Genomic DNA, 13,403 nt, shown 5'->3' with positions numbered 1-13,403 from the left:
ACAAATTAATATCGAAAAAATGCAAACAAAAAGCCAAGTCATATTTGACTTGGCTTTTTGTTGTTCTATTAGCGTTAAGCTAGCTTAATCAGTCACTATGCGCCTTTCTTGGCCTTCTTGGTAGATTCACTCACCCACTTACCATTGACGTAATGCGCAGACCAACCCGTGGCTTTGCCATCGACTTCAGTCGCAACGTATTGCTCTTTCGTCTTACGGCTAAACTTCACCGCAGCCTTATTGCCTTCATCATCAGTGACTGGCGCATCCGCTAAATACTGATACTTAGGCCATAGCAGCTCACGGTATTGAACCAGCTCCTCAACCAGAGGTGCACGGGTTTCACGTGATTTAGGGAAAGTACTGGCCGCTAAGAAGATACCCGCTGCACCATCACGTAATACGAAATGGGCATCCGATTTACTGCATTTCAGTTCGGGTAAATAAATAGGATCTTCTTTTGGCGGCGCCGCCTCACCATTTTTCAACAGTTTACGAGTATTTTTACATTCCTCGTTAGTACAACCGAAATACTTACCAAAACGACCATTTTTCAGTTCCATATCGTGACCACAGCGATCACACTCAATCAGTGGACCTTCATAGCCTTTGATCTTGAATTGGCCTTCTTCGACTTCATAGCCTTCACAGATTGGATTGTTACCGCAGACGTGTAACTTACGCTTCTCATCGATCAGGTAACTGTCCATTGCCGTGCCACAAATACTACAACGGTGCTTCGCACGCAGTGCATCTGTTTCGGCATCTTCACTGTTTTCGCTAATCGCCTCAACGCCAGGCGTGAGGTTCATCGTCGTCTTACAGCGTTCTTTAGGGGGCAATTCATAACCAGAGCAACCAAGGAAAACCCCAGTCGTTCCCGTGCGGATACCCATAGGACGACCACAGGTTGGGCACTTGATATCCGTCATCACCATTTGGTTAAGACGCATGCCACCTTCTTCAGGATCCAGCTCCGCTTTTTCTAATTGCTTAGTAAAGTCAGCATAGAAACCATCGAGTACTTTTTTCCAGTCTAACTCGCCCCGAGCCACATCATCTAATGTTTGCTCCATGCTGGCAGTAAAGTCATAGCTCATCAAATCAGCAAAACTGCTCACCAATCGTTCGCTGACAATTTCACCCATTTTTTCGGCATAGAAACGACGATTCTCAACTTTTACATAACCACGATCTTGAATCGTTGAAATGATGGTTGCGTAAGTTGATGGGCGGCCAATGCCGCGTTTTTCTAATTCTTTTACTAAAGAAGCTTCGCTGTATCGTGCTGGCGGCTTAGTAAAATGTTGTTTAGGCAGCAATTCTTTTAATGCTAATACATCGCCCTGTGCCACGAATGGTAAAGTATTGTCTTCTTCGTTTTTCTTCTTAAGCGCTGTTTGTACGCGAGTCCAACCATCAAAACGTAAGGTACGTCCCGTGGCTTTGAGCTCATAATCACCCGCTTTTACGGTCAACTTAGTGGCATCATATTGTGCAGGTGTCATTTGACATGAGACAAACTGGCGCCAAATAAGCTCATATAAGCGCTGAGCATCACGCTCCATGTCAGATAAGGTCGCTGCTTGCACTTGAACGTTTGATGGGCGAATCGCTTCGTGAGCTTCTTGTGCGCCTTCTTTTGATCCGTATCGAATCGGTTCGGCGGGTAGATACTTATCACCAAATTCTTTGGCAATCATATCGCGCAAGTTTTCAACGGCTTCTTGACTCAAATTGGTCGAGTCGGTACGCATATAAGTGATATGACCAGCTTCGTAAAGTCGCTGCGCCATCATCATGGTCTTCTTTACACCAAAACCTAAACGTGTACTCGCGGCCTGTTGCAGTGTCGACGTAATAAAAGGAGCCGATGGTTTACTTTGAGTCGCTTTATCTTCGCGGGCCAGCACAGTAAAACTTGCCGCAGATAACGCTTGAACCGCAGCCATCGCTTGCTGTTCATTGATAGGATTAAAGGCAGCATCTAGATGCTTAACCACTTCCATCCGCAAAGCTTCTTGAGCGGGCGTATTGAGCTCTGCGTGTACATCCCAAAATTCTTCAGGCACAAAGGCTTTGATTTCGCTTTCGCGTTCGACCACTAAACGCACGGCAACCGACTGCACTCGCCCAGCGGATAAACCACGAGCGACTTTTTTCCACAGCAGAGGCGACACCATAAAACCGACAACTCTGTCTAAGAAGCGGCGCGCTTGTTGGGCATTAACCATGTTAGTGTCGAGTGTCGACGGTTTACTAAAAGCATCTTGAATCGCAGACTTAGTAATTTCGTTGAAAACAACACGTTGATACCGTGAAGGATCACCACCAATCACCTCTTGCAAATGCCAGGCGATAGCTTCTCCCTCACGGTCTAAGTCGGTTGCGAGATAGATTTGGTCAGCAGAATCGGCAAGTGCCTGTAACTCTTTAACGACTTTTTCTTTACCCGGCAAAATTTGGTACTTAGCCGCCCAGCCCTTTTCAGGGTTTACGCCCATACGAGACACTAGCGCTTGCTGATCTTTCACCTTTTTATATTGAGCTTTTTCTTCTGGCGACATCTTCTTAACTTCGGCAGCGGATTTAACCTTTTCATTGCCTTCTGAAGTCGATGATGTCGGCAGATCACGGATGTGACCTACGCTCGATTTAACGATGAATTCTTTGCCAAGATATTTATTAATAGTCTTAGCTTTGGCCGGTGATTCGACAATAACTAGCGATTTACCCATAGTTTAATTTGCGCCAAAAAATCTCAAGAAGGTGGAAATTGGCACCATATATAGAGGGTTGTACTGATAGTTTCAAGTTAATCCCTCTTTTATATGTACCAGCGAGTCACTTTTTAATCAAAGTTGAAAAAATGTAAAAATATAATATGCGTAATTAAAAACTAATATTTCATTATTTGCCAGCAAGCAAGAAATAGTTATGCATTTATCGTGAAAAAGTCGCTTTGAGCACAAAACCGTCCGCTTGTGCACTCGAAAAGCTTCAGTATACTGGGTTCCCTCAGGGACCATATGAACAAATAATAACTTTCCCTATCACAAGGATAAGCAATGAAGCACTTTGAAGCGAATTTTGATGGACTCGTTGGACCAACACACAATTACGCAGGGTTGTCTTTTGGCAATGTAGCCTCACTTAGCAATGCCGCCTTAGTTTCCAACCCCAAAGCTGCAGCAAAACAAGGACTCCAAAAAGCCAAAGCACTAGCCGATATGGGCATGGTTCAAGGAATATTAGCTCCTCAAGAGCGCCCAGATCTCTATACATTGCGCCGAATTGGATTTTCCGGCTCTGATGCTAATGTATTAAAACAAGCGGCAAAAGAAGCGCCTATGTTACTTAATGCCTGTTGCAGTGCTTCCAGTATGTGGACAGCCAATGCCGCTACCGTCTCACCAAGTGCAGATACACGTGACGGCAAACTGCATTTCACCCCAGCAAATTTAGTCGACAAACTGCATCGCAGCATCGAGCCTTTGACAACGGGGCGCATATTAACAGCAACTTTCAGTGATCCCCACTATTTTCATCACCATAGTCACTTACCTGAGCATAATAGCTTCGGTGATGAAGGTGCCGCAAACCACACTCGTCTCTGCAATGAATACGGCCATGCTGGTGTTGAGCTGTTTGTTTATGGACAAGAAGCCACTAATCCCAATGCACCTAAACCGCAAAAATATCCAGCAAGACAAACCTTAGAAGCGTCGATGGCAGTCGCACGCTTACATCAGCTGGAAGACGATAATTGCGTCTTCATCCAACAGAATCCTGATGTGATTGATCAAGGTGTATTCCATAACGATGTTATCGCAGTAGGTAATCAAAATGTCCTGTTCTACCACGAACAAGCCTTCTTAAATACCCAGAATAAGATCGATGAAATTAAACGTAAACTCGACACTGAGCTGTATTTCATTGAAGTGCCAACCGCGAAAGTAGCAATTAACGACGCAGTCAAAAGCTATTTATTCAATACTCAAATTATTACGTTGCCATCCGGTGAAATGGCGATTATTGCCCCAACAGATTGCCAAGAAAATCCCGCGGTATTTGCCTATTTGAACGAATTACTCACGTTAAACACGCCGATTAAGCAAGTGCTTTATTTCGACGTAAAACAAAGCATGCAAAACGGTGGCGGTCCTGCTTGTCTTCGTTTACGTGTCGCCATGAATGAAGTGGAAGTCGCAGCGGTAAATCAACACACTCTGATGAATGATGCTTTATTTACTCGTTTAAACCTTTGGGTAGACAAACATTATCGAGACAGATTAACCACCCAAGATCTTGCAGACCCTCAGCTAATCATCGAATCTCGAACAGCTCTGGATGAACTGACACAGATTATGAAACTAGGCAGCGTGTATCAGTTCCAGCGTTAGGAATTATTCCTAACGCTGGAACTACATCATTATAAAATTCGACAGACCTACAATAGAAAAGAGCACCTTAGATGCTCTTTTTATTTGGATAAGGTCCTTAAAACTAGCTGATTCTAATCGGAATAGATAGAACCTGAGTCACTGACCCATTAGGGGTTTCAACCTCAACAATAAGAGTACCTGCATTAGGTTGCTCTTCACCTTTCAGTGTCACACTAAACTCACGTCCCGCGTTATAGTTACTACTTGGCCAAATATATTGAGCACTGCTAGCAACAGAACCTGCGCTTGCTTTAAATCTAACAATACTACCAGCAGGCATTTGTTGGTTATGTAAGTCAGATATAGTGAAATAAACAGTAGCGGCATCTTTACCTATTAAGTCAATACGTTGGTCTTTGCTGATGCTGTAACTATCGTCGATAAGCACATCAGCAATCGGAGTCGCATAAGCAGTACTTCCTGACATGACAATCACTAAACTGCCTCTCACATATAGTGATTTTGAATCTGTAATACCATCAGCACAAGCAGCATGTGCAGGCTCAGAGCAGAGTACACCGTTATATTTACTATCTTTTATATCAAAAACACCATTAGAATTAAAATCAATTAACTCTTCTAATTCCCCACCAATTTGTCCACCCGCTTGCTGAGGATTAAAAATGCCATCTTCATTATAATCATTGAAAGCATCATCCAAATCAAATGGCTTACCACTTACATCTTTTTGAGTTAAAAATGCTGTTGCTTCAGAAGAATCAAAGCGACCATTGCCATTAAGATCTGGGAAGGATTCTTCGCCAATCGCAGTAGCAGTAATAGTTGCTCGACCACCATATTTCTGGCCATAATAATTACCTAAATTAGGCGCAAGTGTCGCAATAGGATTGCGAATTAATGCGCCTGTTGCGTCAATAAGAGACTGCCCTTCAGGCCTAGTTAACTGACTCGTCCAAACAACACTACATGTACCTTTAACAGTCTGACAAGCATCTTCAATAGAGCCACCTTCAGTGGTAAAAGATACTGTTGTGCCATCTGGAACAGGGTTATTGAATGCATCGGCTAGGCGTGCAGTAACGGTCACTTTGGTGCCATCAACGTTCCAACCTTCAGCATTGAGTACTGTTGCAGAAAGTGAAAAACTGTCTTGATCGGGTATCCCTGTCGAGATGATGAGCTGACTTGATTGACTTGAAATAACTGGCGAAGAGCCAGCAATAGTGCCTGTTACTCTTACCGAAGTAGCAACAGTCCCTGTTCTTACAACTGTCTGAACAATGCCTTGATTGTTAGTCGTTGCACTTGATGGGTCAAGCACTATGCCTCCCGTCGTAGTGTTCAAACTAAAGTTAACTAACTGGTTACTTACCGGATTACTATTTGTGTCAAGTACCTTAAATTTAACTTCAGAAGATTCTGAGCCACCTGTACCTAAAATGGCGATATTTTGCGGTGTCGCAGACATAAATATAATGCTTCCCACGTTAGCAGGAAGTACTTTAATAGTGCCCGTAGCTGAAAGATTTAATCCACCTGCGTTAGCAGTAACATTAATAGGATCATCTCCAACGCAGCCCTTTGCAAGGTAAGTCGTTGTAGCTACGCCATTCACAGAGGGTACGGGTGAACTTATTATGGCTTCTGGTGATGATTTAGTTGAACAGGCCGATGAAAACTTAACATCCACAGGTTGGGTAAAAGGCTTACCTTGATCGTCCTGGATAACGACAGAAATAGTCGCGGTGCCACCTGCAGTTAAATCACTTGAACTAACACTTGCTTTACCAGCAACAAAAGGACTTCCACTACCCATGACTACATTTGTAGCACCAACCACCACTACTGTATTACCTTTTTCACCACTAGCTAAAGAGGCAACGATAGTTCCTGCACCTAACGTATTACCAGCATAAATATCAACACTAGCCTTTCCCTGACTATTTGTTACAGCAGTTTTGATAGGAAGGTCCCCAATATCATTGTCAAAGGTCACTATCGTGGGTTTATTAATGCCGGTGATAGTAGCAGTTAACTTACCTGGATTTAAGGATGTAATAGTTTGAATAGGTAAGCCTGTAATATCAGTTAAGGCTAAATTAACTTGTGCACCTCCACCCGCTTCACCGCCATCACCTTTCATCACAAAACCAATTTTCCCAGACTCCCCAGTATCAACTTTGCCAGTGACAGTACCTGCACCCGCAATAGTTGCTGTATTTAAAATAATAGTAGCAACACCTTCGGTATTCGTTAATGCCGTTGCCGTACTAGGATCAAAAGACCCAATATTAGAATTACTCAGAGTAAAAGTAACTAATTCACCAGCCAAGGAACCGAGTTTCGAATCAACAACTTTAGCTGATACTGTGGCAGGTGCTAAAGCAGAAATATCCGTATTAGTAATACTCAGAGTGACAGTGACGACACTTGGCGTCGGCGGAGTACCGGAACCATCATCAGAGATACTGCCCCCACCACCACATGCTGATAATAAAAGCGAACACAATCCTGCGAGAAAAACCTTATACGCTGACTTCATTGTCAGGCTCCCTGTTACTCTGATGATAATACCTAAGCGAGACGCTTATTACTTATAGGCTAACATTACACAATTTTCACGCAACTTTCCCATAACTATCTTATTTTATTTCGCAAATCTGATAAATACTTTAACATTAATTGTCATTTCATCTTCACGATTTTCTTGCTAGTCTTGTGAGCGCCAAAAAATAGAATGTATAAAAAACACACAGGACTCTCTATGGCAATTTCTATAAAAAATAAACTCGGCCTTACAAGTAAAATTCTGATCGGTATGGGAACAGGTATTGCTTTAGGCCTCATTCTCCGCAATGCCTTTCCAGAAAGCGATATAGTAAAAGATTATATTACTGAAGGTTTCTTGCATGTTATCGGTACTATCTTCATCTCCAGCTTAAAAATGTTAGTCGTTCCTTTAGTCTTTATTTCATTAGTTTGCGGAACTTGCTCACTGAGTGAACCTTCAAAATTAGGCCGCTTAGGGGGGAAAACCCTCGCCTTCTATTTATTCACAACCGCCATTGCCTTAGTGATTGCGATTGTCAGCGCAGTCCTTATACATCCTGGAAACGCCTCACTGGCGTCAGAAAAAATGGAGTACGTCGCAAAAGAAGCCCCAAGTCTTGCTGATGTGCTGATAAACATAGTGCCTACCAATCCGATGCAGGCATTGAGCGAAGGTAATATGCTGCAAATTATTATTTTTGCGGTCATTTTTGGCTTTGCTATTGCCCATATTGGTGAGCGCGGCAAACGTATTGCGGCGTTGTTTGAAGATTTAAATGAAGTCATCATGCGTGTCGTGACACTGATCATGCAACTCGCGCCTTATGGTGTGTTTGCGCTGATGGCAAAACTTGCATTAACACTCGGTTTAGAGACCTTTGGTAGTGTGGTTCAATATTTCTTCGTGGTCTTAGGTGTATTACTGGTCCATGCGTTTATCGTTTATCCAATCCTTTTAAAACTTTTCTCAGGCCTCAACCCCTTAATATTCATTCGTAAAATGCGCGATGTGCAGTTGTTTGCTTTTTCAACCGCCAGTTCAAATGCCACTTTACCCATTACCATAGAAGCGTCTGAACATAGATTAGGTGTCGATAATAAAATCGCCGCTTTTACGCTACCGTTAGGCGCTACCATTAATATGGATGGCACAGCAATCATGCAAGGCGTTGCCACTGTGTTTATTGCGCAGGTTTTTGGCATTGAGCTCTCACTAACCGATTATGCCGTTGTTGTTGTGACAGCCACGTTAGCATCAATTGGTACCGCGGGTGTTCCAGGTGTCGGACTTATCATGCTGGCCATGGTGTTAAATCAAGTTGGCTTACCAGTGGAAGGGATTGCCCTGATTATCGGTGTCGATCGCTTACTCGACATGGTACGTACTGCTGTAAACGTCACTGGTGATTGCGTAGCAACTGTAATTATTGCTAAATCAGAGGGCGAATTTAACGAGCAAGTGTTTAACAACACTCAAGCGGGTAAAGTTGCTAGAAGTTTTGATGAGCAAGTTCATCATTTAGATAAATCGAACTAAACCTCACAAAGACCAAAATGACGCCCAGCTTCAGTGTTGGGCGTTTTTGTTTGAACGCAATACAGTTAACATGTCTATTGTTAGCAAAATGTGAACGCACCAATAGTACGGAAGTTTGTTTTTAGATACATTATGTTTACTATTTTAATACGTTTAATGGGAGGGGTATAAATGTGGTGGAGAAGTCTTTGGATCCTGATTGCATGCTGGTTATTGAGTGCCCACTTCGTACGTTACGAACAAATTAACTTTGCTATTCCTTTTGCACTTGCGCCTTTGGTCTTATTTTTTAACTCAGTTTACTTACTTCGTTTATTACAAATTTTATTATTTATAAGTGTCTTTGCCGTATGGGGCGTCACAACCATTGAAGCGATACATCTGCGATTAGCGCAAGAAATGCCTTGGTTGAGATTGTCTTTTATCATGATGGCGGTGATGTTATTTACCTTAGGCGCGATTATGTGTGGCAACGGCATTTTGCGGATCAGAAAACAAAAATCGCCTTGGGGAAATTCCCCGATACGCTAACACTTTAACGGAAAAACCTTCTTATTCAACAATTAATTAGTACTTATTTTGACCACAAGTTCAACTCGGTCAGCAAAGGTTAAGTTCAACTAAGATATGCTGATCCTCTATTTGGTTATCAGTGTGATTTTGCGTAGACTAGTTTGCTAAAGCTTTAGCTCATACACTTTAAGGCATTATATTATGAGAATTTTGGTTGTTGAAGACGATCCTATTTTATCCCACCACTTAAAAGTGCAATTAAGCGATCTCGGCAATCAAGTTCAAGTGGCACTGACTGCCAAAGAAGGTTTTTATCAAGCCACTAATTATCCCATAGATGTCGCCATTGTCGATTTAGGGCTACCCGATCAAGATGGTATTAGCTTAATTCAACAACTCCGTGAAGCGGGTCTTAAAGCACCGATATTAATTCTCACGGCACGAGTTAATTGGCAGGATAAAGTTGAAGGCCTAAACGCCGGAGCCGATGACTATTTAGTGAAACCCTTTCAAAAAGAAGAGCTTGTCGCAAGGCTTGATGCCTTAGTGCGCCGTAGCGCAGGTTTTGTTAAACCCGTGATTTGCAGTGGAGAATTGAAACTCGATCTCGCCGCCAAACAAGTCACTCTGGGTGACGAAGTCATGGAGGTCACTGCCTTTGAATATTTAATCCTCGAATATTTGATGCGCCATTGTCATGAGGTTGTCGCCAAGCAACGTTTACTCGATGTGATTTATGGTGATAAGGAAGGCGATCCCAATACGATTGAAGTCATGGTCAGCCGCCTGCGTAAAAAACTGACCCGCGATGGTATCGATAACCCCATAGTGACCATCCGCGGCCAAGGATATAAATTTAACCTGCCATGCAATTAAGATTAAAATTCAAGAAACGTCTGCTGACACGGATGTTTCTCACCTCGCTATCAATTATTACCTTAGTGGGTTTTGGTCTCGCATGGATGGTTAATATTCTGCATGCGCAAAATAGTTATAACGAAGAAACTGCCCAACTCATTGCCGAAATTCCCCAAGTCGCCGCCGAATTACGGGAGCACGATCTTATCCCCGATACCAGTGCTTGGTTAGAAGAAAATAATAAACAAGAGCGCTATGTAATAGCGAGTTGCGATGACAAATTTAAGCAGGTTTGGACCTCATCCCTCGCAGTAGATCGTGGCTTATTTGATACCTGTGAGCGTTTTAACGAAATCCGTAACGACTCCCCGCCCTACTACCTCACCATGGCTGACGACAGAGGTTATTTCGTCTATTTGCTCGCGGTCGAAATTGCCAGTGTGCATTACAACCTCCTCGTCATGAAAGATGCCGCCAAACTGGAGCAAGAATACAGTAAGTTCAGTAAACGTACTTATATTCGTTTAGCTATGGTATTGGCCTTAGCCTTAATTCTATTGGTCAGCGCCGCCTATTGGGGCATGCGTCCCTTGGTACGGATGCAAAATGAACTGCAATCAATTAACCAAGGTAAGAGTAAATCACTTTCTGAGGGCTATCCTGTTGAACTTGAAGGCGTAACGCAAGCACTCAACCAGATGTTGCAACAATCTAGTGCCCAACAACAGCGCTATCAAAATGCTATGAATGACTTGGCACACAGTCTTAAAACCCGCTTAGCCGCCGTGCATGCCATTACAGATGACGCCAGTTTGAGTAAACAATCGGCAAGCGAAAAGATCATGGAACAAGTCAGCCAGATGGATCAGCTGGTCAAATACCAATTAAAACGGGCCATGTTAGGCCGCCAAGGCCTGAAGCAAGAACAAACTGTTATCGCGCCCTTAGTCGATCAATTAGCACAAATGTTGTTTAAAATTTATCGAGAAAAACAAGTGCAGTTCTCGGCCAACATCTCCCCCTCTTTGATGTTCCCCGGTAACAAGGGTGACTTAATGGAGCTTTGTGGCAACCTTATGGAAAATGCTTTCCGACTGTGTATCAGCCAAGTGCATGTATCGGCTAAAATTAACTCACAAGGTGAGTTTGAACTCATTGTTGAAGATGATGGCCCTGGTGTTGAAGAAAGCTTAAGACAGAAGATTATCCAACGTGGCGTGCGTGCCGATACTCAGTCTCCTGGGCAAGGGATCGGATTAGCTGTCTGTGATGAAATCGTTCACAGCTACGGTGGCAGCTTAAAAATTGAAGAAAGTCGCTTAGAAGGGGCACTCTTTAGGATCCGTATCCCAGTGTAATAAACTGGGATACTATCAGGCAATCACCGCATATAACTGTTCGGCTCGATTAAACATGATCCAAGAAGTGGCAATATATTTGTCACCACTCACAGGTTTATTTCCCCGATGTGAATGAGTAAATCCCGCAGGCGCTATCACCATAGTGCCTTTTTTGGGGGAGATTTTACGCTGTTGATAATAAAATTCGGTTTCGCCGCCCTCTTCCACATCATTTAAATAAAACATATAGAGCACGACGCGATGCAGAGCTTCATTGTGGCCATTCTGCGGGAATTGCTCCGAATGCCAATGGGGATAACCGCCTTTATTTTGCTGATACTTTTGAATATTAATACTGCCACTGCGATACAAATACTTCACTAAGCCATCGGCCCTAGGCGCACCCAGCGTCGCAAAATTAGTCGGAGTTAACGTCACTGGTTGGCCCTGCTCATCACTCACTGACACAGCAACCGCACCCATTAATGCCATTGAATATTTTGTAAAATAATCTACTGCGCCCTTTAAGGTATAACCTAAGAGTTCGTTTCTGATGGGCTGCAGGTCGACGAAACTATCTAAGGTCAAATCGCGGCTGATCTTCTTCTCCAAATCGACGCCATTGCCCGTTTGTCCATCAACAACGCCAGCATGTTGCTCAAATGCCAGAATGAGACGGTCACACAAGTCATTCGGCAACGCATTAGGGTATACTTCAATAAAGTCCATACTTCCTCAATGGAGTGGCTACTTTCTAGGCTTACTATGCTGACATGTTAGTTAAGTAATTGTAAAGCAGCATCATTGAGATAAAATAACCCACATTACGCTTCACGATAACAAGAATATGAAAAAAAGCTGTAAAGTTTCAGTCCATCAACTTCAAGTCGGCAACTTTGTGCGTTTGCCCGTGGCTTGGAAAGATCATCCCTTTTTATTCAGTAGCTTTCATATTAAACAAGCTGCGCAAATTGAGTTGATTAAAAATCTGGGCATCGAACATGTCATCGTCGATTTAGAACGCAGCGACGTCGCCCCGATACATGCTGATGCGGTCAACCCTATCAAATTGCCGCCAAGTGCTGAAATCAATGTGCTTAAAAACGACATGGATCAATACAAGGCTGAGCAAATCGAAGTACAAAAAAAATTACGCCGTGACATTAATAAAACTGAGCAAAATTTTACCCGCTCAGTAGCCATGATGCGCAGCCTCATCTCTAAGCTACGTAATCGCCCCTTAAATGCGGTCGATGACGCCAAAGATTTAGTTCACACCATAGTCGAACAGCTGCTCAACTCAGATAACTTAGTGCTGCATTTGATGAGTGATGCTAAGCAGGATGAAAGCATTTACTACCACTCCTTGAATGTTGCGATCCTCTCTATGCTGATCGCCAAAGAAATGGAATGGGATAGAAGTGAAATCGAAACGGTCGGTCTCAGTGCCCTGTTCCACGACGTGGGTAAATTAAAAATCCCACCACAAATTCTAAAAAAATCGACACCTTGGTCAGCACCAGAGCTTAATTTTATCAAGCAGCATCCATTACTTGGGATTGAACTGCTCAAATTAGCCGATAATTTTCCCCAAGCAGCCTTACCTGCAATCACCAATCACCACGAGTTTCTCGATGGCAGTGGTTATCCCAAAGGCCTAAAGGAAGAGGCTCTCGATAAGGTATCGCAACTGATTGCGGTAGTGAACGAATATGACTCCTTGTGTTACCCAAGCCAACAGGGCAAAGCCAGAATGCCCTACGCCGCACTAGGGCATTTGTATAAGCAATATAAAACTAAGCTAAATCAAGAGTATATTGGCAAGATGATCAAGATGCTGGGCATTTACCCCCCAGGCAGTGTGGTGGAATTATCCAGCGGTCAATATGCCATGGTGATGTCGGTTAACTTAACTAAACTGCTATGTCCAAAAATATTGGTTTACGATGCCTTAGTGCCTAAAGATCAGGCGCCTATCGTTGATCTGGAAATTGAAGGGATCAGCATAGTGCGCTGCTTACCACCTGCGGCGCTTCCTGAAAAAGTCCACGAGTATTTGAATCCGCGCGAGCGAGTGAGTTACTACTTTGGCGGCGATAGTCGTAAGTAGTTGATTAAGAAACTGGCTTAACGATTATGTCTAACGAGCTTCACTCATTTAAGCAAAGTCATCGAGTCTCACTCATTGAATAAAAGTCA

General features: G+C 43.2%; 9 protein-coding genes. 6 read left to right on the top strand and 3 right to left on the bottom strand.

Annotated features, from left to right (window positions below):
* Positions 1-95 precede the first annotated feature (95 nt).
* Entirely contained in the window at positions 96-2,738 is a 2,643-nt protein-coding gene (gene topA / locus HQQ92_RS08185) for a type I DNA topoisomerase (protein WP_173244486.1), read from the bottom strand.
* Positions 2,739-3,068: 330 nt separating this feature from the next.
* On the opposite strand from topA, the gene astB reads away from it, so the two are divergent.
* Positions 3,069-4,403: an N-succinylarginine dihydrolase gene (gene astB / locus HQQ92_RS08180; protein ID WP_173244483.1), complete on the top strand. Its 1,335-nt coding sequence runs from the start codon at positions 3,069-3,071 to the stop codon at positions 4,401-4,403.
* A 103-nt stretch (positions 4,404-4,506) separates the two neighbouring features.
* Here astB and HQQ92_RS08175 read toward each other — a convergent pair whose 3' ends face one another.
* Positions 4,507-6,948: a hypothetical protein gene (locus HQQ92_RS08175; protein WP_173244480.1), complete on the bottom strand. Its 2,442-nt coding sequence runs from the start codon at positions 6,946-6,948 to the stop codon at positions 4,507-4,509.
* 222 nt (positions 6,949-7,170) lie between these two features.
* Between HQQ92_RS08175 and HQQ92_RS08170 the strand changes: the two genes are divergently transcribed.
* From HQQ92_RS08170 to HQQ92_RS08155, 4 genes are all read left to right on the top strand, one after another.
* Positions 7,171-8,493, top strand: coding sequence for a dicarboxylate/amino acid:cation symporter (locus HQQ92_RS08170; protein WP_105252686.1), 1,323 nt, complete (start codon positions 7,171-7,173; stop codon positions 8,491-8,493).
* 171 nt (positions 8,494-8,664) lie between these two features.
* Positions 8,665-9,024 carry a hypothetical protein gene (locus HQQ92_RS08165; protein WP_105252687.1) on the top strand — a complete coding sequence of 120 codons (360 nt, stop codon included), beginning with the start codon at positions 8,665-8,667 and terminating at the stop codon, positions 9,022-9,024.
* A 183-nt stretch (positions 9,025-9,207) separates the two neighbouring features.
* Positions 9,208-9,882: a response regulator gene (locus HQQ92_RS08160; RefSeq protein ID WP_028759714.1), complete on the top strand. Its 675-nt coding sequence runs from the start codon at positions 9,208-9,210 to the stop codon at positions 9,880-9,882.
* Positions 9,873-11,222: a sensor histidine kinase gene (locus HQQ92_RS08155; protein ID WP_028759713.1), complete on the top strand. Its 1,350-nt coding sequence runs from the start codon at positions 9,873-9,875 to the stop codon at positions 11,220-11,222. Before HQQ92_RS08160 ends, HQQ92_RS08155 begins: the two co-directional genes overlap by 10 nt.
* 15 nt (positions 11,223-11,237) lie before the next feature.
* Here HQQ92_RS08155 and HQQ92_RS08150 read toward each other — a convergent pair whose 3' ends face one another.
* Positions 11,238-11,933 carry a 2OG-Fe(II) oxygenase gene (locus HQQ92_RS08150; protein ID WP_173244477.1) on the bottom strand — a complete coding sequence of 232 codons (696 nt, stop codon included), beginning with the start codon at positions 11,931-11,933 and terminating at the stop codon, positions 11,238-11,240.
* A 118-nt stretch (positions 11,934-12,051) separates the two neighbouring features.
* Here HQQ92_RS08150 and HQQ92_RS08145 point away from each other — a divergent pair, with 118 nt between their 5' ends.
* The gene (locus HQQ92_RS08145) at positions 12,052-13,314 is read left to right on the top strand and encodes an HD-GYP domain-containing protein (protein ID WP_028759711.1); all 1,263 of its coding nucleotides are present in this window, start codon (positions 12,052-12,054) and stop codon (positions 13,312-13,314) included.
* The last annotated feature ends 89 nt before the right edge of the window (positions 13,315-13,403 follow it).

The sequence above is a fragment of the Shewanella sp. DC2-4 genome (genome assembly GCF_013248875.1).
Taxonomy (GTDB): Bacteria; Pseudomonadota; Gammaproteobacteria; order Enterobacterales; family Shewanellaceae; genus Shewanella; species Shewanella oncorhynchi.
Note: the sequence above shows the minus strand (reverse complement) of the source record. Positions and strands in the feature narration are given on the sequence as shown.

Bases quoted from the DNA above. Each gene is read 5' to 3' on its own strand.
- topA (WP_173244486.1), bottom strand. From the start codon at position 2,738: ATGGGTAAATCGCTAGTTATTGTCGAATCACCGGCCAAAGCTAAGACT.
- astB (WP_173244483.1), top strand. From the start codon at position 3,069: ATGAAGCACTTTGAAGCGAATTTTGATGGACTCGTTGGACCAACACAC.
- HQQ92_RS08175 (WP_173244480.1), bottom strand. From the start codon at position 6,948: ATGAAGTCAGCGTATAAGGTTTTTCTCGCAGGATTGTGTTCGCTTTTA.
- HQQ92_RS08170 (WP_105252686.1), top strand. From the start codon at position 7,171: ATGGCAATTTCTATAAAAAATAAACTCGGCCTTACAAGTAAAATTCTG.
- HQQ92_RS08165 (WP_105252687.1), top strand. From the start codon at position 8,665: ATGTGGTGGAGAAGTCTTTGGATCCTGATTGCATGCTGGTTATTGAGT.
- HQQ92_RS08160 (WP_028759714.1), top strand. From the start codon at position 9,208: ATGAGAATTTTGGTTGTTGAAGACGATCCTATTTTATCCCACCACTTA.
- HQQ92_RS08155 (WP_028759713.1), top strand. From the start codon at position 9,873: ATGCAATTAAGATTAAAATTCAAGAAACGTCTGCTGACACGGATGTTT.
- HQQ92_RS08150 (WP_173244477.1), bottom strand. From the start codon at position 11,933: ATGGACTTTATTGAAGTATACCCTAATGCGTTGCCGAATGACTTGTGT.
- HQQ92_RS08145 (WP_028759711.1), top strand. From the start codon at position 12,052: ATGAAAAAAAGCTGTAAAGTTTCAGTCCATCAACTTCAAGTCGGCAAC.